Here is a 19,017-nt window from a genome sequence, read left to right as displayed (position 1 = left end):
TTTTAGGACATTAGACTGAGTTGCATGGTTAGCTCAAACGCAATTCAGCCGCACATGTCCGCACTCACGCTCGCCGATGTCTACCGCGCCCGCCAGCGCATCGAAGGCCGCGCGCTCGTCACGCCGCTGGTTCATTCGCTGTCGCTCTCGCGCACCGCGGGCGTGCCCGTTCATCTAAAGCTCGAAACGCTGCAACCTACGGGCAGCTTCAAACTGCGCGGCGCGACCAATGCGCTCGCACAGATCGCGGAGCAAGGCTGCAAGCGTGTCGTCACCGCATCGACGGGCAATCATGGCCGCGCGGTTGCACACGCGGCACGCGCGCTCGGCATCGAAGCTGCAGTGTGCATGTCGTCGCTCGTGCCGAAGAACAAGGTCGATGCGGTGGCCGCGCTCGGCGCGCGTGTCGTCATCGTCGGCAAGAGTCAGGACGATGCACAGGTCGAAGCGCAACGTCTCGTGCGCCAAGAAGGCTATGCATTCGTGCCGCCCTTCGACGACGAACGCGTGATCGCGGGGCAAGCCACCATCGGCCTTGAAATTCTCGAAGCGCTGCCCGATGCGGCGAGCATCGTCGTGCCCTTGTCGGGCGGCGGCTTATTCAGCGGCGTCGCGTTCGCGGCGAAAAGCATTCGTGCCGACGTGAAGATGATCGGCGTGTCGATGGAACGCGGCGCTGCGATGCATGCGAGTCTCGCGGCAGGCAAGCCGGTGTTCGTCGATGAACTCGAAACACTCGCCGATTCGCTCGGCGGCGGCATCGGCCTCGATAACAGACATACGTTCGCGATGACGCGCGATCTCATCGACGATGTCGTGCTGCTCGATGAAGTGTCGATCGCGCGCGGCATCGTGCACGCGTATCGCGAAGAGCGGCTCGTTGTAGAAGGGGCGGCGGCGGTCGGCATCGCGGCTTTGCTCGACGGCGCGATTGGAGCCGCGAACGGACCGATCGTCATCGTCGTGAGCGGCAGCAACATCGATATCGCAACGCATCGTCGACTCATCGGAGCGGCCTGAACCCATGTCCAACATCGATACCTCCACCGTGCTGCTCGGGCAGGCGCAATTGCGCAAGCTCGTGCCGCTTGACCTCGACGCGATCGAGCAAGTCGAAGCCGCGTTCAAGTCGCTCGCGACCGAAGCCGTCGCAATGCCGCCGATCCTGCGTCTCGACATTCCCGAGCACGCCGGCGAAGTCGACGTGAAAACCGCTTATTTGCCGCGCTTTCCGAGCTTCGCGATCAAGGTGAGCCCTGGCTTCTTCAACAATCCGTCGCTCGGACTTCCGAGCCTCAATGGCCTGATGCTCGTGCTGTCCGCGCGCACCGGTCTTACGGAAGCCGTGTTGCTCGACAACGGTTATCTCACCGCCGTGCGTACCGCTGCGGCGGGCGCGGTTGCATCGCGCTGGCTCGCGCGCAAGGATGCGAAGCGCGTCGCGATTATCGGCGCGGGCGAGCAGGCGCGTCTGCAATTGAAGGCGTTGCGGCTAGTGCGCGACATCGGGCATGTGACCATATGGGCGCGCGATCCGAAGAGCGCGCAGCAGTTCGCGCGTGACTGCGAAGACTTGCCATGCGATGTCGCCGACAGCGTGAACCAGGCGTTGAAGCACGCCGATATCGCCATCACGACGACGCCGAGCCGCGAGCCACTGATACACGCACGCGATCTGCATCCGGGCTTGCATATCACCGCGATGGGATCGGATGCGGAGCACAAGAATGAAATCGCTCCGGACGTGTTCGCCAAAGCGCGCTATGTGTGCGACCGCCTTCAGCAAGTGCGCGTGCTCGGCGAGCTGCATCATGCGATCGAAGCGGGCGTGACGGATGCTGATGCATCTTTTGCCGAGCTTGGCGAAGTCATCGCGCAACAGGCTCAAGGCCGTATGAGCGATGACGAGATCACCGTGTGCGATCTGACCGGCACCGGCGCGCAAGACACCGCGATCGCGACGCTCGCCATTCAGCGAGCGCGCGCGGCACAGGCAGGAACCATTTTCCACAACGATGTGACCGCTTGATAGAGGGGACGATGTCCGAAATCACGCAACAGAAGAAGCTGGATGAACGAGGGGCGCCCGTGGTACGCCTGCCGTTCGAACGCAGCGAGTACGACGCGCGGATCGCGAAGACACGGCGCGCGATGGAGAAAGCGGGCATCGATCTGATGATCGTGACCGACCCGACCAACATGGCGTGGCTCACCGGTTACGACGGCTGGTCGTTCTACGTGCATCAATGCGTGCTGCTCGCGATGCACGGCGATCCGGTCTGGTACGGCCGTGGCCAGGACGCGAACGGCGCGAAGCGCACGGTGTTCATGTCGCACGACGATATCGTCGGCTACCCGGATCACTATGTGCAGTCGCAGGTGCGCCATCCGATGGATTATCTGTCATCCGAAGTAATTGCCGCGCGTGGCTGGGACACGTTGCGCATCGGCGTGGAGATGGACAACTATTACTTCAGCGCGAAGGCGTATGCGTCGCTGACGCAGCATCTGCCGAACGCGAAGTTCGTCGATGCGACCGCGCTCGTCAACTGGCAGCGCGCAGTGAAGTCGAAGCGCGAGATCGAGTACATGCGCGTCGCGGCGCGCATCGTCGAGAAGATGCATGCGCGCATTCTCGACACGGTCGAGCCGGGCATGAAGAAGAGCGATCTCGTCGCGCAGATTTACGAAGCGGGCATCACGGGCGTCGAAGGTTATGGCGGCGACTATCCCGCGATCGTGCCGCTATTGCCGACGGGTTCCGACGCCGCCGCGCCGCATCTCACATGGGACGACTCGACGTTCACGGCGAATGCGGGCACGTTCTTCGAAATCGCCGGATGCTTCAAGCGCTATCACTGCCCGCTCTCTCGCACGGTGTATCTCGGCCGCCCGCCGCAGCATTTCATCGAAGGCGAGAAGGCGGTCGTCGAAGGCATCGAGGCGGGTCTCGCGATGGCGAAGCCGGGCAACAAGACCGAGGACATCGCCAATGCATTCTTCGCGGTGTTGCGCAAGTTCGGCATCGAGAAGGATAGCCGTTGCGGTTATCCGATCGGCGCGAGCTATCCGCCGGACTGGGGCGAGCGCACGATGAGCCTGCGTCCTGGGGACCAGACCGTCCTCGAACCCGGCATGACGTTCCACTTCATGCCGGGGCTGTGGCTCGACGACTGGGGCCTAGAAATCACGGAGAGCATCCTGATTACGGACACCGGCGTCGAGACTTTCTGCAACACGCCTCGCAAATTGTTCGTGAAGGAGTAGCACGATGCGCGCGTCACCGATCAGCCCGACCGTCGACTTCGATGCAGAGGGCGAACAGCACGGCTTTCTGAAGCTGCCGTATTCGCGCAACGATTCCGCGTGGGGCGCCGTGATGATTCCCGTCACCGTGATCAAGCGCGGCGACGGACCGACCGCGCTGCTCACGGGCGGCAATCACGGCGACGAATACGAAGGGCCGATCGCGCTGGCGAAGCTCGCATCGACGTTGAAGGCAAGCGACGTGAACGGCCGCGTGATCATCGTGCCGTTCATGAACTATCCGGCGTTTCGCGCGGGTTCGCGCACTTCGCCGATCGACGCGGGCAATCTGAATCGCAGCTTTCCGGGCAAGCCCGACGGCACGGTGACGGAAAAGATCGCGGATTACTTTCAGCGTCATCTGTTGCCGCTCGCCGATTACGTGCTCGATATCCACGCGGGCGGCCGCACGCTCGATTTTCTGCCGTTTGCGGCCATTCATGTATTGAACGACGGGACGCAGCAGTCGCGTTGCGAAGCCGCGATGCGCGCATTCGGGGCGCCGTATTCGATGCGGATGCTCGAACTCGACAGCATCGGTCTGTATGACAGCGCGGCCGAGGAAGCGGGCAAGGTGTTCGTCTCGACGGAACTGGGCGGTGGCGGTTCGTCGACGGCGAAGAGCGTCGCGGTGGCGGAGCGCGGCGTGTACGGCTTTCTCGCGTATGCGGGCATCATCGAGAAGGAGGTGGTTCGCGGCGAAGCGCGCACGACGACATTGCTCGACATGCCGGATGGTTCCTGCTACACGACGAGCGAGCATACGGGCCTGCTCGAAATGTGCCGCGATCTCGGCGACATGGTGAGAGCGGGCGATGTGCTTGCGCGCGTGTATGACGTTACGCGCACGGGCGCGACGCCGGTTGAATATTGCGCGAAGCGTGACGGACTGCTTGCGGCGCGGCATTTTCCGGGCCTCGTGCAGATGGGCGACACCGTGGCCGTGGTCGCGGATATCGTCGAACGCAACATTGCCGTGAGCGTGTAAGTTGATCAAGCTCGACCGCTACGATCTGGCCATTCTGCGCATTCTTGCGCGGGATGGCCGCATAACGAAATCGCGCCTTGCGGAAGAGGTCAATTTGTCGATCTCGCCCGCGTGGGAGCGTGTGAAGAAACTCGAAGACAGCGGGCTTATCAAGGGCTATCGCGCGGATATCGACTGGACGGCTGCTTTCAAGGGCAGCCGTATTGTCGTTGAGGTGACGCTTTCGCGTCATACCGCGCAAGATATGCGGCGCTTCGAGGAGCGCATCGCGGCGGCTTCCGAGATCGTGCAGTGTTATGCCACCGGCGGCGGCGTGGATTACGTGCTGCACGTCGTGTCGCGGGATATCGATCACTATCAGCGGTTCATCGATTCTTTGCTCGTCGAAGAGTTGGGTATCGAGCGGTACTTCACTTATATCGTTACGAAAGTCGTGAAGAATAGTACGGAAGGGCCGCCGGATTGGGTTGACGATGTGGTTTAGTTATTTTTTGGTTGCCGGATCCCGTATTTGCGTCGGCTCGGGGAAGCCCAAAAAAAACGCAAAAAGAAGCACAGAAAAAACAGAAAAAACACCAACCGCCCGAGGGCAATAACAAAAAACTCCATCGCGGCAACGCCCTTAAAGTGGACCCATCGAACCATGCAAATCAAGCACGCTTTGAGCAAGGAGACGAACATGCTGCTGGGCCATCCCGTTCTATTCAAATCCCTCTGTTATGTCGACGGCCGCTGGATTCACAGCGACAGCGCCGCATCGATTGCAGTAACCAATCCCGCCGATCAGAACGTCATCGGCCATGTCCCGATGCTCGATCAGGCGCAAATCGTCGCGACGATCGATGCCGCCGATCGCGCATTCCAGTCATGGCGCTGGATGCCGCAGCAAAAGCGCAGTGCGCTGCTCCTGCGCTGGCATGAACTCATCATGCGTCATCAATCGGACCTTGCCGGCATTTTGTCGCTCGAGCAAGGCAAGCCGCTCGCGGAATCCAAAGGCGAAATCGCCTATGCGGCGAGCTTCGTCGAATGGTTCGCGAACGAAGCGAAACGCCTGGCGGGCCGCACCATTCCGACGCATATCGATGGCGCGCATCTCGGCACCGTGATGGAACCGGTCGGCGTCGCGGCATTGATCACGCCGTGGAATTTCCCCGTCGCGATGATCACGCGCAAGGCCGCCGCCGCGATTGCCGCGGGCTGCACCGTCGTCGTGAAGCCCGCGCACGAAACGCCGTTCTCCGCTATCGCACTCGCACAACTCGCCGAAGAAGCAGGCTTTCCGGCGGGCGTGTTCAACGTCGTCATCGGCGAGCCACAAATGGCGATGGAAACGCTCGTCAGCGATACGCGCGTGCGCGCCGTGAGCTTCACGGGGTCGACGCGCGTCGGCGGTCTCGTTGCGAAGACGGCAGCGCAGGCGGGCATCAAGAAGCTCGCATTGGAACTGGGCGGCAACGCGCCTTTCATCGTGACGGAAGACGCGGACCTGGAACAGGCCGTGCGCGTTGCAGTGGGCGCGAAGTTTCAAACCTCGGGGCAGGATTGCTGCGCTGCGAACCGCATTCTCGTCGCGCGTCCGCTTTATGAACGGTTCGTCGAACGCTACACGGAAGCGGTGAAAGCGCTGAAAGTAGGGACGGCCTTCGAAGCAAATGTCGATGTCGGTCCGCTCATGCATCAGGCCGCATTCGATGCGACCGTCGCTCGTGTCGAGGATGCAAAGGCGCAAGGCGCGCGCATCACCGTCGGCGGCAAAGCTCATGCGCTCGGTGGCTGGTTTTATGAACCGACCGTCGTCGCCGATGCCAGACCGGGCATGCGTATCTACGACGAAGAGAACTTCGCGCCGATCTCCGCGATCTCGCCGTTCGATACGCTCGACGAAGCCGTGACGCGCGCCAACGACACCGAATACGGCCTCGCCGCCTACGTCTGTGCGACGCGCATCGACACGATCTTCCAGCTCGTGCGCCGACTCGATTTCGCGATGGTGTCGGTCAACGGCGTGAAGTTCACCGGCGCGCCGATTCCGTTCGGCGGCATGAAGGCATCGGGCCTCGGACGCGAAGGCGGCGCGGAAGGCTTCGAGCCCTTCGTCGAAACGAAATACTTTTGCCTCGGCAATCTCGGCCTGCCGCTCACGAGCGCGGCCTGAAGACCTATCCTCAGAGACACGCAGTACCGCATATCAAGGAGAAGCACATGACCCAGCAGAATCAATCGCTCGAGCAACTGTTCGCCGAAGACCGCGCGCACTTCATGCATCCGTCCACGCATGCACACGATCACGCGAGCGGCGCGCTGCCCGGCAAGATCGTCACGGGCGCGAAGGGCATCCGCATTCAGGATCATCAAGGTAAAAGTTATATCGACGCATTCGCGGGCCTCTATTGCGTGAACATCGGCTATGGCCGCACCGAAGTAGCCGACGCAATCTATGAGCAGGCGAAGAAGCTCGCGTATTACCACACGTATGTCGGTCACTCGACCGATACGATCATCGAGCTGTCGTCGCGCATCATCGACTGGTCGCCCGAGGGCATGAAGAAGGTGTATTACGGCATGTCGGGATCGGATGCGAACGAAACGCAGATCAAGATCGTCTGGTATTACAACAATGTTCTCGGCCGTCCGAACAAGAAGAAGATCATCTCGCGCGAGCGCGGTTATCACGGTTCGGGCATCGTGACGGGCAGTCTCACGGGCCTGCCGAGCTTTCATCAGAACTTCGATCTGCCGATCGACCGCGTGAAGCACACGGTTTGTCCGCACTGGTATCGCAAGGCGCCCGCCGGCATGAGCGAAGCGCAATTCACCGCGTATTGCGTCGATGAACTCGAAAAGCTGATTGCGAAAGAAGGCGCGGATACGATCGCTGCATTCATCGCCGAACCGGTCATGGGCACGGGCGGTATCATCGCGCCGCCGCAAGGTTATTGGGAAGCTATCCAGGATGTTCTGCGGAAGCACGACATTCTTCTGATCTCCGATGAAGTCGTGTGCGGCTTCGGCCGTCTCGGCTCGAAAATGGGCGCGCAGCACTTCGGCATCAAGCCCGATCTCATCACGGTCGCGAAGGGCCTGACGAGCGCCTATGCGCCGCTGTCGGGCGTGATCGTCGGCGAGAAGGTGTGGGACGTGATCGAGAAGGGCTCGCGGGAACATGGTCCGATGGGACACGGCTGGACGTATTCGGGGCATCCCATTTGCGCGGCTGCTGCTATCGCGAACCTCGATATTCTCGAGCGCGAAAACCTGACGCAGAATGCCGCCGATGTCGGCGCGTATTTCCAGCAGCAATTGCACACGGCTTTCGATTCGCATCCGCTCGTCGGCGAAGTGCGCGGCGCGGGCATGCTCGCGGCGCTCGAATTCATGGCCGACAAGGACGCGCGCACGCCGTTCGACGCCGCGCTGAAGGTCGGCCCGAAGGTATCGGCGGCAGCACTCGAACGCGGCGTGATCGCGCGCGCCATGCCGCATGGCGATATCCTCGGCTTCGCGCCGCCGCTCGTCACGACGCGTGAAGAAGCGGACGAAATCGTCGGCATCGTGAAGCAGGCCGTGGATGCGGTGGCGAACGAAGTTATCGGCTCGGCACTCGCTACGCAAGCGATCTGATTCTCTTGAGTAGCGGTATGGGTAGTTGTGTTGGCAGAGGCTCGCGAAGCATTGCGGGCCCTTTTTGCGAGTCTGAAGGAACGTGCGTTGCTGAGTAATCTTCGGTGCCCCATCGAAAGGAGATTCACGATGAGCGAGAGCGAAGAGAAACGCCATCAGCAACCGCATTCCGCGCCTCACCCGAATGCAGCGGAGATCGAACCGGAGAACCGTCGGCTCGATCAGCATCCGCATCAGACGGCGGAAGTGCCTTATGGATCGGGCAATGAGCCGGAAATTGCAGGAAAGGGCGGGCTTGACGCACAGAACGCAGATCTTCCCGATCCCGCGAACGAACAATCCAGGACGCCGGGCAAAGATTGACGCATCGATTCGACGCGCCCATAAAACAAAACGGCCACTCAGGTGGCCGTTTTGTCATTTCCGATCAGCGCGTCGCGATATACATCGTGATTTCAAAGCCGAAGCGCATATCCGTGAAACTCGGGGTTTCCCACTTCATAGAGCCTCCTTGTGCAATGATTGGCCAGACGGATGCCGGGCCATTGCGCGGTTCTTCTGCTGCAGGCGCCGTGCAAAGCCGCGCATCCCAAATCGACGCACTTTAGATGCTAGCGCGAGAACAGGTATGACACGATTGGAAATTGCACCGGCGTTCATTTAAATTTTTTATAGCGGTCTCGGGCGATTGCCCGAATCGTCAGGTGTCGTGCCGATCTTGTCAGGATCATGGACCGGGTCGGGTTCCATTGCCTCTCCCGGCCGAGGGATGACCCGGTCTGCTTCAGCAGGGTCGATATTGCTCAGATTATTGCCTCCGGGCGCACGCGGCTTGTCGTGCGTATCGGGAGCTGCGGGTTTTTCGGCCATTACATTTTCCTCGTCAAATACGTGCCTTGCGGAAAGATCGAAAGCGTGGGGCGGCAGGAATGAATGCCGCATTGCGGAATAAGCGAAAGTTATGTCGCTATTACTCGACGCGCGTGGCTTCGCGCAGCACCGCATCTTCGCTGTCGAAATTGCGATCGGTCATTTTGTTGAGCACGGCCAAGACCTCGCCGTCCGCGCCATTGCTTTTCGCGAGCGTCAGAAGTTTTTCCTTGCCCATCGGATAGTCGGCGCCCTTCAGCACGCGCGCGATTTCTTCCGGGCGCGGCTCATCCGGATGCCGGTGATTCTGCGAATGCGCGGGATGCTGTGCCATTTCCGCCTCCTTTTCGATTCGACGATAACCCTGACGATTCAGCAACGCGCGTACCCGTCACCGGGATCGCTTGATGCTGAATTGTCGATACGTTCCAACCGAAATCGAGGCGAGACATAACATGGCTATTGCAGCAGACCGCATCTCCGACACCGAAGTCAAGGTCGGCGAGATCATCTATAGCTTCGACACCAAGGTAACTGCCGATGGCTTTCAGCAATGCCTCGGCAGCGACTCGGTCGAGATCTGCGCGAAGAACCACGCGCCGGTGTCGACACGCGCCGTGGCCGATGAGAGCGGTGCGCCGAAGGGCGAGCCGGGCAGCATCATTTCACCGTCGCTGGGCGGCATGCCTTGATGCACGCGGCTACAGTGCCGCGCTTGCCGTCGTCGCGCGCGGAGCGAGCGCGGTGCGTGTGAGCGCGTCGAGCGGCAGCGGCTTGTCGAAGAAATAGCCCTGCGCCTGCGCCGCGCCCATGTCGCGCAACACGGCGAGCGTCGCCGCATCTTCGACGCCTTCCGCGACGAGCGTCAGATCGAGCGATTCCGCCATGCGCACGATCGCGCGCACGATCGCACGGCTGCGCGGGCTTTCGGTCAGTTCGAGAATGAACGACTTGTCGATCTTGAGGCCGGTGAACTGGTATTGATGCACATAACTGAGCGACGAAAAACCCGCGCCGAAATCGTCGAGCACGACAGACATGCCGTTGTCGGCCAGTCGCTGCATGGTGCGCCGCGCGAGATCGGGCTCGGCTACGAGCGCGCCTTCGGTAAGCTCGAGGCACACGCGCGACGGCGAGACGCGATAGCGACGCAATAGCGCCAGAACGTCATCCGGGAATTCGGGGCGCGTCATGCTATAGCTGGAGCAGTTCACATGCACCGGCGGCCAGTGCGCGAAGCGCGCATTCGAGAGAATCGCGGCAACGCGTTCGAGCATGTATAGATCGAGTCTGCCGATGAGCCTCAAGCCTTCGACCGAAGGAAGAAATTCACCCGGCCCGACGATATGGCCATCGGGTTGATGCCAGCGGATCAACGCTTCGAGCGCGACGATCTCACCGCTCTTTACGTCGACGATAGGCTGGAAATAAGGCAGCAGTTCGTCATCGCGCTTGATCGCATTGCGCAATGCGCCCTCACGTTCCACCTGGTCCGACACCTGACGTCGCAGTTCCTGATTGAACACGACGAAGCTGTCGCGTCCCGCATTTTTCACGCGATACATCGCGGTATCGGCGTCGCGCAACAGGTCGGCGGGCTCGGTATGGAACTGGCTGTCCGCGCTCACGATGCCAATGCTGCACGACGAAAACACGACATGCTCTTCGATGTGAAAGGGCAGATCGAACGCGGCCAGAATACGCTTGGCGATCGATACCGCATCGCGAACGTGTGCATCCGGGGAGAGCACGGCGAATTCGTCCCCACCGAGGCGCGCGAGCAGATCCGTCGAACGCAGGCAATCGCGCAAGCGCGCCGCGGCCTGAACCAGCAGCATGTCGCCAAAGTGATGGCCGAGGCTGTCGTTCACGACCTTGAATCGGTCGAGGTCGATGAACATCACCGAGAGTTGGTCGCCGCGCGTCTGATAGTCCTGCCATGCGCAGCGCAGCTTGTGCATCAGATGGCTTCGATTCGGCAAGCCCGTCAATGAATCGTGCGAGTTCTCATAAAGCAGGCGTGCGTTGACATCGTCGAGTTCGCGCGTGCGCGCCTGGACCCGCGCTTCGAGTTCGAGGTTCGCGGCATGCAGCGCTTCGGCATCGCGCCGACGCGAAAGCGCCGTATCGATATGCCGCGACACGAAGGTGAGCAGTTCCTGATCGCGCAGCGAATAGCGCACGAGCGGCGAATAGCTTTGCACGGCGAGCACGCCGCGCACGACATCGCCATCGAAGAGCGGAATGCCGAGCCACGATCGCAGACGCACTTCGCTATGCTCGATCTCGAACGCGCCTTCTTCGATGAGACGCAGCGCCTCCGCATGATCGATCAGCCGCGCGCGCCGCTCGCGGATCACATATTCGGTGAGGCCGCGTTGTCCGCGTCGCGGCGCGGGGCGCTCCTGCACGATTTCATCGACGTAATACGGGAACGACACTTCGTCCGTTTCCGGTTCGATGAGTGCGATATAAAAATTGCGCGCGTAAAGCAATTCGCCGACGATCCCATGCAGGCTGCGCAAGAACTCCATCATGTCGCCCGGACGGCTCGACAATTCTGCGATCTGGTAGAGCGCAGCTTGCAGATGCTCGGATCGTTCGCGCTCGGCGATGCCGTGACGCAGCGCCGCGTTGAGCTTCGACAGTTCGGACGTGCGGTGCGCGACCTGCTCTTCGAGATCGGCGCGATGCAGGATGCGGTCGAGCGCCATCGCCACATGTCGTGCGACGACCAGAAAGAGCGCGCGGTCCTCGACGGTATAAATGCGCGATACGTCATAGACCTGCATCGCGAGCATGCCGAATACTTCGTCGCTCGCATTCTTGAGCGGCGCGCCCATCCAGAACTCGGGGCGGTCGCCGATGCAATAGAAATGGCCCGCGCGCTCCGCCGCGCAAATATCCGCGGCGGTGATGAAAAGTGGCTGCGCGCTCGTGAGCACGCGACCCGTCATCGAAAGACGTTCCGGATTCAGGATGTCGTAGTTTTCGGCCGCGACGACGTCGGTATCGATGACGTCGACATAATACGGATACGTGATCTTGCCCGTCTTGCGATCGTAGAGTGCGAGATAGAAGTTCTCCGCGTCGATGAGCGTGCCGAGCCGTTCATGCACGCCGCGCAGAAAATCGGCGCGCTCGGGCACGGAACTCGCCAGATAGGCGATTTCATAAAGCACGCGCTGCGTGAGTTGCGCGCGTGCGAGGGCATCGGCCTGCACGCGCTCGCCGAGCGTGCGCGCGAGTTCGGCGAGATGCGCGTCGTCGCGATGCGTGACCGGCGCGAGCAGCCAGCCGAGCACGCTCTCGCCGCGTCCGGTCGGCCAGCAGTGCCAGCCGTTATCGATGCACACCTCCGTCAGGCGTTCCTCGGCGATGCCATGCGGCCATTCCTGCGCATCGGGAAGCGCTGCATCGCCGCGCCGCTCGAGATGCAACTGCTCGCCCGCGCGATACCACGCCCATTGCTGCGGGCAGCCCATCGCGGCGGCCTCGCGCAGCAATGCGTCGATCGATGACGCCACGCTCGCGAAAACCTTTTCATCGGTCGCCGCCACGGTTGCAGGCTCGACCGCGGTTGCGCGGGCAACCTGCGCGTCGTACGCGGGAAACACACTCATCGGCGCTCCAGGCCATATTGCCGCCACGTCGGGCGGGTCTCGTTCAGCGACTGCGCTCGCACGCTGCTCCGGGCGCGCGTAACAAGCAAAGGCTCTATATGGGTAACGGCACGGAGCATACAGCCTTGAGCATGCGGTTCAAAAAAAGCCGCTCGTGCCGCAATGCATACGGGCATTCATGCCGGATGCGCGGTTTCGACGCGATCGTGCCCGGTAAATCTCTCGCGATACGCCTGCGGCGACACGCCCAGCGAACGCAGAAAACCGCGCCGCATCGTTTCCTCGGTGCCGAATCCGCAGCGCGCGGCGATGCGCTTTACGGGAAGCGCCGTATCGCCGAGCAGGCGGCGCGCGGCTTCGAGGCGCATGCGTTCGATCGAGCGCGCGGGCGTCATGCCGGTTTGCGCGCGGTAATGGCGCACGAAGCTGCGCTCGCTCATGCCGACACGCGCGGCAAGCACGCCGACCGAAAGATCCGCCGCGAGATTTTCAGCGATCCACGCATGCAGCTCGCCGAAACGTTCGCCCGACTTCTGCAACGACAGCGCCGCGCTGAACTGCGCCTGCCCGCCGGGGCGCTTGAGGAACACGACGAGATGGCGCGCGACGTCGAGCGCGAGCGCGCGGCCGAGATCGTCTTCGACGAGCGCAAGCGACAGGTCGATGCCCGCCGTGACGCCCGCGGATGTCCATACGTCGCCGTCGCGGATGAAGATCGGATCGGGCTCGACGTGGATCGCCGGGAAGCGCGTGGCGAGTTCCCCGCAGCGCGTCCAGTGCGTCACGGCGCGGCGTTCGTCGAGAAGGCCGGCGGCGGCAAGCAGAAACGCGCCCGTGCAAACGGACGCCGTGCGCCGCGCGTGCGCCGAACGCGCGCGCACCCAATCGACCAGTTCACGGTCGTGCACCGCTTCGTGCACGCCCCAGCCGCCCGCGACGATCAGCGTGTCGCACGCTTCGCTCGCATCGGGCAATGCCTCGCCGACGAGCCCCAGTCCCGCCGACGCGTTCACCGTGCCGCCCCGCGCAACCACGCGCGGCTGATACGGCCGCTGCAAGCCCGCCGCGACCGCCAGGTCGTTGGCGGACGCGAACACCTGCAACGGGCCCGCGACGTCGAGCAACTGCACGTTGGGGAAGGCGAGCACGTCGATGGTTCGCATGGCGTTTTCCACGAAAGACAAGTTGGCGTAAAACGTGGGTTATGTGTCGAATTCGCCATAGCGTAGCGGCGTAGCATCGGTTCGTCCACACGAAAAACACGCTCGATCAAGGAGAAAACGATGACGCTACATATCGGCCTGTTGCTGTTTCCTCGCGTGCAGCAACTCGACATGACCGGCCCCTACGACGTGTTCGCGCACATGGCCGACACGAAGGTGCATCTCGTCTGGAAGACGCGCGAGCCCGTCCGGTCGAGCGCCGGCATGATCCTGACGCCCGACGTGACCTACGCGGATTGCCCCGCGCTCGATGTGCTGTGCGTGCCGGGCGGTTCAGGCGTCGGCGATCTGATGGAAGACGAGGAAACGCTCGCCTTCCTCCGCGAACAGGCGGCGGGCGCGCGCTACGTGACCTCGGTTTGCACCGGCTCGCTCGTGCTCGGCGCGGCGGGGCTTTTGCGCGGCAAGCGTGCGACGACGCACTGGGCGTATCACGATCTGCTCCCGGATTTGGGCGCGATTCCGGTGCACGAGCGCGTCGTGCGCGACGGCAACCTGTTCACGGGCGGCGGCATCACGGCGGGCATCGATTTCGCGCTGACGCTCGCGGCCGAACTCGTCGGCGAGCACGAAGCGCAGGCGATTCAATTGCAGATGGAATACGCGCCGGCGCCGCCGTTCGACTCGGGCGATCCGGCGCGCGCGCCCGCCGCGGTCGCGAACGATGTGCGCGAGCGTTGCGCGCCGTCGCTGGCCGCGCGCAGTGCGATCACGGCGCGTGTCGCGGAACGGCTGAAATCGCATGTTTAATTCAAAATGCGCTTTGGTCTAATGCATCCGAAATGCAAAACGCCAAATGACTAGAAGCGCTTTTGCATGAAGTAGCGCGGCTGACCGGCGTGAAAATCCGCGAGTTCGCCGAAAAGCTCGTAACCACAGCGCGCGTAGAGGGCGCGCGCTGCGGGGTTGACCGTATCGAGCCACGCGGCGCGGCATCCTCGTTTTTTCGCTTCGCTTTCGGCGGCTTCGAGCGCGCGTGCGCCGAGTCCGGCGCCGCGCGCGTCCTCGCGTATCCACAGCCATTTCACGAAGAGCCAGTCCCACGCCGTGTAGCCTGCGAGCCCGCCCAGAAAGTCGTCATCGCGATAGAGCGACACCGCCAGATCGCGTTGATGGCTCGGCCCGAGTTGCGCGCGATTGAACGCGGCAAGCCCGCCCGCGACGTCGCGCTCGAACGTCGCGTCGATCCAGTCGGTGATGGCGAGCGTGACGCCGGCGTTCATCGACGCGTGAGCGATTACGCTGCCGGGGCAACCGATGCCCCCTTGATACCGTGCCGTGCAAGCGCAGCGGCGACGAAGCCCGAGCGCTTCACATCCTCCACGAAGTCGCGCAGATAAAGCGCGGCTTCGTCGCCGCGGCGCTTCGGCAAGCCCATCGCCTGCTGGATCACCATGAAGCGTCCGTCGAGCAGGCGCAGTCCGGGCGTGCGTGACGCGTCGGCTTCGAGTTGCTGCTTCACGCCCGCGGCGACTTCGAGGCCGTCACGCAGGAAGGCTTCGACGACGGCCTGCGACGACGCCGTGCGTACGATCTGCGCATGCCTGATCTCGCGCGTGAGAAAGAGGTCATACGCGCTGCCCTTGCCGACCATGATGCGATTGCCTTCGCGATCCACATCTTCATTGCGCGTGAGCGGCGATGCCTCGCGCACGAGATAACAGCCTTCGATCAGCACGTACGGCGCGGTGAACGCGATGCCCGCACCGCGCAGCGGATCGATCGCGAAGAAGCCGACGTCCGCGCTTTCGTTCGTGACGGCTTCGACCGATTCGGCGGCCCGGTCGAACGACGTGAAGGCGACAGGCACGCCGAGCCGCGACGCCAGCTCGCGCGCGATGTCCACCGATACGCCGCCCGGCTCGCCGCTGTCGGTGCGATGCGCGAGGATCGGATTGCCGAGATTGATCGACGCGCGCAGCGTGCCGGTCGGCGCGAAAGCGTTGAGCAAGGAAGAAGAAAGAGTCATGGTGTTGGGCGATGAGTTGAAGAGCATGGCGATACGAGCAATCCGATGCAGAATACGCGAACCGCAACCGCTCTGCCAAAGGAACGACATGCAACGCGAACGCATCGACAGCAGCGAAATCATTCGGCGTCTGAAGCTCGAGCCGCATCCCGAAGGCGGCTTCTTTCGCGAGACGTATCGCGCGAGCGGCAACGTCGTGCGCGAGGACGAACGCGAAACGCGTTCGGCGTCCACCGCGATCTACTTTTTGCTTTGCGATGGCGCGCATTCGGCATGGCATCGCATTCGCTCCGATGAAGTCTGGCACTTCTACGCAGGCGATCCGATCGACGTGCATGTGCTCAAAGCGAACGGAACGCTAGTCACGCATCGGCTCGGCAATGCGCTCGATCGTGCCGATGCCGTGTTTCAGACCGTCGTCGAAGCGGGCGACTGGTTCGCGGCGGAATGTCACGATAGAGAAGGCGTATCGCTCGTCGGCTGCACGGTGGCGCCGGGTTTCGAGTTCAGCGAGTTCGAACTGGCCGTGCCGGGCACGCTGGAGGCGCGCTATCCGCAACATCGCGAATTGATACAGCGCCTGAACCCCGAAGTATGACGGTACGCACGCGAGTGCGGTTATCATCGCGCGCATCGTGGACAACAACACAAGGTCAGGCATGAGCGCAGTGCGCCGCGGGATTCAATCGATCGAAGTAGGCGGAGCGCTTTTGCGCGCGCTCGTGGACCACGGCGGCCCGATGCTGCTCGGCGATCTCGCGAAGAAAGCCGGCATGCCGTCGGCGAAGGCGCATCCTTATCTCGTGTCTTACGGCAATCTCGGCCTGATTCAGCAGGATCCCGCGACGGGCCGCTATGAACTCGGGCCGTTCGCGCTGCAAATGGGTCTGATCAGTCTGCAGCGCGTCGATCCGGTGCGCCTCGCGATTGCGGAAGTAGCGAACGTGACGCCCCGCATCGAGCATACCGTCGCGCTCGCGACTGCGGGCAGCTATGGACCGACCATCGTTCACATCCAGCAGGCGAGCGTGCCCATCCACGTCACGATGCGTACGGGCACGGTGATGTCGTTGCTGCAGACGGCGACGGGCCGCGCATTCGCGGCTTATCTGCCGCCGATGACCGTCGATGCGCTCGTCGCCATCGAGCGTGCGGGCGCGTTGCAGGTCGGCGCGCAACGGCGCGACTACACGCGTGCGCAAACCGACGCGATGCTCGCCGAAGTGCGCGAGCACGGCATCGCGCGGGCGATCGACGAGCCCGTCGCGGGCATCAGCGCGATGAGCGCGCCGGTCTTCGATCACACGCGCAATATCGTGCTCGCGATCACGGCGATCGGTCCGAGCGGATCGTTCGACGGCGCGTGGAACGGCGACATCGCGACGGCGCTGCACGCGTGCGCGCAGCGCGTATCGAAGATGCTCGGCTTCGTCGCGGTCTGATCGAAGTCGCGCGATCAAACGGGGCGCCAGTGCCCCGGCATTCACTTTTCATCCTCTGAAGTCCATATGGGCTTTGCTGCGTTTGCACGCCGCATTCCCGTGAACGGGCGTACCTTGAAGAAACCGTAAGCGGATGCAAGCGCTCGTCCGTGGCATTCGGGTAAACCTAAATTCAACACTGTAAAACGGCTTGTACAATGATGAACAACTAACCGAAAGCGAAGCGATTCGCGCCCGAGCCGACCCAGTCCTGTCAGACGAAAGCGACTCGACGATGGAGACGACCGAATGTCCGTGAACTACGCCTCTCTGCGCTTCGACTATGAACGCGCGCCCGATCACGATGCGCCCGCGTCGTCGCCTTATCCCGTTGCGATAGTCGGCGCAGGTCCGGTCGGACTGGCCTCGGCCATCGATCTCGCGCAGCAGGGCGTGCGTACCGTGCTGCTCGATAACGACGACACCGTGTCGAGCGGCTCGCGCGCGATCTGCTTCGCCAAGCGCACGCTGGAAATCTTCGATCGCCTGGGGTGCGGCGACAGGATGATCGAGAAGGGCGTGAGCTGGAATGTCGGCAAGGTATTTCTGCAGGATGAGCTTGTCTACACGTTCAATCTTCTGCCGGAAACCGGCCATTCGCGACCCGCGTTCATCAACCTGCAGCAGTACTACGTCGAAGGCTTTCTCGCCGAACGCGCGATGCAACTGGAGCCATTGCAACTGCGCTGGAAGAGCAACGTGACCGGCGTGACGCAGCACGAGGATTACGTCGAACTGCAAGTCGAAACGCCGGATGGCGCGTATCCGGTCAAGGCGCGCTACGTGGTGGCCGCCGATGGTTCTCGCAGCGCGATGCGCAAGCTTCTCGGTCTGGACAGCCACGGCCGCACGTTCAAGGACCGCTTCCTGATCGCCGACGTGAAGATGAAGGCGCCGTTCCCGACCGAACGCTGGTTCTGGTTCGATCCGCCGTTCCATCGCAATCAGTCGGTGCTGCTGCATCGTCAGCCGGACAATGTATGGCGCATCGATTTTCAGCTCGGCTGGGACGCGGACCCGGTCGCGGAAAAAGAGCCCGAGCGTGTGATTCCGCGCGTGAAGGCGTTGCTTGGCGAAGACGCCGAATTCGAACTCGAATGGGTGAGCGTCTACACGTTCTCCTGTTTGCGTATGGACGACTTCAGGCACGGACGCATCATCTTCGCGGGCGATTCCGCGCATGGCGTGTCGCCGTTCGGTGCGCGCGGAGCGAACAGCGGCGTGCAGGATGCGGACAATCTCGCTTGGAAACTGAAGCTGGTCGTGAACGGCGATGCGCCGCATACGCTGCTCGACACCTACGCATCCGAGCGCGAATACGCCGCCGACGAAAACATCCTCAACTCGACGCGCGCCACCGACTTCATCACGCCGAAGAGCGCCGTTTCGAGGCTCTTTCGCGATGCGACGCTCAATCTCGCGAGGGACTGCGCGTTCGCAAGACGCATGGCGAACAGTGGACGGCTCTCGGTGCCCGCGGTGCTGCGCGACTCGACACTCAATACGCCCGACAAGGAAGGCGACGCCTTCAATTGCGCGATGATTCCCGGCGCGCCGTGCGTCGATGCGCCCGTGCGCGTCGATGACCGCGACGCATGGCTGTTGCCGCAGACGCACGGCAGCGCATTCACGGGCATCTATTTCTGCGGGCTCGGACACGGCCCGGAAGTCTGCGCGCAAAGCCTGGCTGCTTTGTCGAACGGGCGGCTTCCGGTTCATGCGCTCGTCGTCGTGCCTCGAGGCATGATGTGTACCGTGCCCGGCGTGACGGTCGTGGAAGATGTGGAAGGCATGGTCGCGCATCGCTTCGACGCGCGTCCCGGCACGTTCTATCTGCTGCGCCCCGATCAGCACGTATGCGCGCGCTGGCGTGCCTTCGATGCCGCATCGGTGACGGCTGCGGTCAAGCGTGCAACCTGCAACGGATGATGAA

At 62.5% G+C, this 19,017-nt stretch carries 19 protein-coding genes; 13 read left to right on the top strand and 6 right to left on the bottom strand.

Going from position 1 to position 19,017, the window contains the following annotated elements; genetic code table 11:
• Positions 1–54 precede the first annotated feature (54 nt).
• The 8 genes from eutB (at position 55) to NCS03_RS18375 (ending at position 8,281) form a co-directional block, all read left to right on the top strand.
• Positions 55–1,020 (top strand): hydroxyectoine utilization dehydratase EutB, encoded by a 966-nt coding sequence (gene eutB / locus NCS03_RS18410; protein WP_250529542.1) that lies wholly within the window; start codon positions 55–57, stop codon positions 1,018–1,020.
• Positions 1,021–1,024: 4 nt separating this feature from the next.
• Complete coding sequence (locus tag NCS03_RS18405) at positions 1,025–2,029, top strand: cyclodeaminase (RefSeq protein WP_250529541.1); 1,005 nt, start codon at positions 1,025–1,027, stop codon at positions 2,027–2,029.
• A gap of 11 nt (positions 2,030–2,040) precedes the next feature.
• Positions 2,041–3,267 (top strand): ectoine hydrolase DoeA, encoded by a 1,227-nt coding sequence (doeA, locus tag NCS03_RS18400; RefSeq protein ID WP_250435952.1) that lies wholly within the window; start codon positions 2,041–2,043, stop codon positions 3,265–3,267.
• A gap of 4 nt (positions 3,268–3,271) precedes the next feature.
• Positions 3,272–4,294 (top strand): N(2)-acetyl-L-2,4-diaminobutanoate deacetylase DoeB, encoded by a 1,023-nt coding sequence (doeB, locus tag NCS03_RS18395; RefSeq protein WP_250529540.1) that lies wholly within the window; start codon positions 3,272–3,274, stop codon positions 4,292–4,294.
• Positions 4,295–4,298: 4 nt separating this feature from the next.
• Positions 4,299–4,778, top strand: coding sequence for an Lrp/AsnC family transcriptional regulator (locus tag NCS03_RS18390; RefSeq protein ID WP_175979575.1), 480 nt, complete (start codon positions 4,299–4,301; stop codon positions 4,776–4,778).
• Positions 4,779–4,973: 195 nt separating this feature from the next.
• On the top strand, positions 4,974–6,452 hold the full coding sequence (locus NCS03_RS18385) for an NAD-dependent succinate-semialdehyde dehydrogenase (protein WP_250529539.1): 1,479 nt from the start codon (positions 4,974–4,976) through the stop codon (positions 6,450–6,452).
• Positions 6,453–6,499: 47 nt separating this feature from the next.
• Positions 6,500–7,918 (top strand): aspartate aminotransferase family protein, encoded by a 1,419-nt coding sequence (locus NCS03_RS18380; protein WP_008353047.1) that lies wholly within the window; start codon positions 6,500–6,502, stop codon positions 7,916–7,918.
• 129 nt (positions 7,919–8,047) lie between these two features.
• The gene (locus NCS03_RS18375) at positions 8,048–8,281 is read left to right on the top strand and encodes a hypothetical protein (protein WP_008353048.1); all 234 of its coding nucleotides are present in this window, start codon (positions 8,048–8,050) and stop codon (positions 8,279–8,281) included.
• A 64-nt stretch (positions 8,282–8,345) separates the two neighbouring features.
• On the opposite strand, the gene pqqA is transcribed toward NCS03_RS18375, so the two are convergent.
• Positions 8,346–8,420 carry a pyrroloquinoline quinone precursor peptide PqqA gene (gene pqqA, locus NCS03_RS18370; protein WP_008353049.1) on the bottom strand — a complete coding sequence of 25 codons (75 nt, stop codon included), beginning with the start codon at positions 8,418–8,420 and terminating at the stop codon, positions 8,346–8,348.
• Between the two features lie 468 nt (positions 8,421–8,888).
• Entirely contained in the window at positions 8,889–9,122 is a 234-nt protein-coding gene (locus tag NCS03_RS18365) for a DUF2795 domain-containing protein (protein WP_008353051.1), read from the bottom strand.
• Positions 9,123–9,243: 121 nt separating this feature from the next.
• Between NCS03_RS18365 and NCS03_RS18360 the strand changes: the two genes are divergently transcribed.
• Positions 9,244–9,480, top strand: a complete 237-nt coding sequence (locus NCS03_RS18360) for a hypothetical protein (RefSeq protein WP_250529538.1) — start codon at positions 9,244–9,246, stop codon at positions 9,478–9,480.
• A 9-nt stretch (positions 9,481–9,489) separates the two neighbouring features.
• On the opposite strand, the gene NCS03_RS18355 is transcribed toward NCS03_RS18360, so the two are convergent.
• Together NCS03_RS18355 and NCS03_RS18350 are read right to left on the bottom strand one after the other, a co-directional pair.
• Complete coding sequence (locus NCS03_RS18355) at positions 9,490–12,411, bottom strand: bifunctional diguanylate cyclase/phosphodiesterase (protein ID WP_250529537.1); 2,922 nt, start codon at positions 12,409–12,411, stop codon at positions 9,490–9,492.
• 176 nt (positions 12,412–12,587) lie between these two features.
• Positions 12,588–13,574: a GlxA family transcriptional regulator gene (locus NCS03_RS18350; RefSeq protein WP_008353055.1), complete on the bottom strand. Its 987-nt coding sequence runs from the start codon at positions 13,572–13,574 to the stop codon at positions 12,588–12,590.
• Between the two features lie 120 nt (positions 13,575–13,694).
• Between NCS03_RS18350 and NCS03_RS18345 the strand changes: the two genes are divergently transcribed.
• Positions 13,695–14,384 (top strand): DJ-1/PfpI family protein, encoded by a 690-nt coding sequence (locus NCS03_RS18345; RefSeq protein ID WP_250456847.1) that lies wholly within the window; start codon positions 13,695–13,697, stop codon positions 14,382–14,384.
• Between the two features lie 50 nt (positions 14,385–14,434).
• Here the strand turns inward: NCS03_RS18345 and NCS03_RS18340 are convergent, their stop codons facing one another.
• Entirely contained in the window at positions 14,435–14,857 is a 423-nt protein-coding gene (locus NCS03_RS18340; RefSeq protein ID WP_008353060.1) for a GNAT family N-acetyltransferase, read from the bottom strand.
• Positions 14,858–14,871: 14 nt separating this feature from the next.
• The gene (locus tag NCS03_RS18335) at positions 14,872–15,603 is read right to left on the bottom strand and encodes an ABC transporter substrate-binding protein (RefSeq protein WP_250503052.1); all 732 of its coding nucleotides are present in this window, start codon (positions 15,601–15,603) and stop codon (positions 14,872–14,874) included.
• Positions 15,604–15,691: 88 nt separating this feature from the next.
• Here NCS03_RS18335 and NCS03_RS18330 point away from each other — a divergent pair, with 88 nt between their 5' ends.
• From NCS03_RS18330 to NCS03_RS18320, 3 genes are all read left to right on the top strand, one after another.
• A complete protein-coding gene (locus NCS03_RS18330) occupies positions 15,692–16,201 on the top strand; it encodes a cupin domain-containing protein (protein WP_008353063.1) in 510 nt (169 codons plus the stop codon).
• 61 nt (positions 16,202–16,262) lie between these two features.
• On the top strand, positions 16,263–17,045 hold the full coding sequence (locus NCS03_RS18325) for an IclR family transcriptional regulator (RefSeq protein ID WP_008353065.1): 783 nt from the start codon (positions 16,263–16,265) through the stop codon (positions 17,043–17,045).
• 288 nt (positions 17,046–17,333) lie between these two features.
• Positions 17,334–19,013: an FAD-dependent oxidoreductase gene (locus tag NCS03_RS18320; RefSeq protein ID WP_250529536.1), complete on the top strand. Its 1,680-nt coding sequence runs from the start codon at positions 17,334–17,336 to the stop codon at positions 19,011–19,013.
• Positions 19,014–19,017 lie beyond the last annotated feature (4 nt).

The sequence above is a fragment of the Caballeronia sp. ATUFL_F1_KS4A genome, from assembly GCF_023630905.1.
Taxonomy (GTDB): domain Bacteria; phylum Pseudomonadota; class Gammaproteobacteria; order Burkholderiales; family Burkholderiaceae; genus Caballeronia; species Caballeronia zhejiangensis.
Note: the sequence above shows the minus strand (reverse complement) of the source record. Positions and strands in the feature narration are given on the sequence as shown.